1 protein-coding gene is annotated in these 254 nt (G+C 40.2%); it reads left to right on the forward strand.

All coding sequences use genetic code 11. The annotated features are described in order from the left end of the window. Positions 1-254 (forward strand): S8 family serine peptidase (locus tag F1003_RS19000; protein ID WP_155090374.1); only part of this gene is annotated, 254 nt, incomplete at both ends.

Consider the following 254-nt stretch of genomic DNA (forward strand, 5'->3'; position numbering starts at 1 on the left):
TATTCTGACGCAGGATCTGGGTTTGCGGGTGATGAAACAATGTTTCATGCTATTGAAGATTCTATCAAACACAACGTTGATGTTGTTTCGGTATCATCTGGTTTTACAGGAACAGGTCTTGTAGGTGAGAAATATTGGCAAGCTATTCGGGCATTAAGAAAAGCAGGCATTCCAATGGTTGTCGCTACGGGTAACTATGCGACTTCTGCTTCAAGTTCTTCATGGGATTTAGTAGCAAATAATCATCTGAAAAT

Origin of the sequence: Winogradskyella ouciana (assembly GCF_009709615.1) — a bacterium.
GTDB classification, from domain to species: Bacteria; Bacteroidota; Bacteroidia; order Flavobacteriales; family Flavobacteriaceae; genus Winogradskyella; species Winogradskyella ouciana.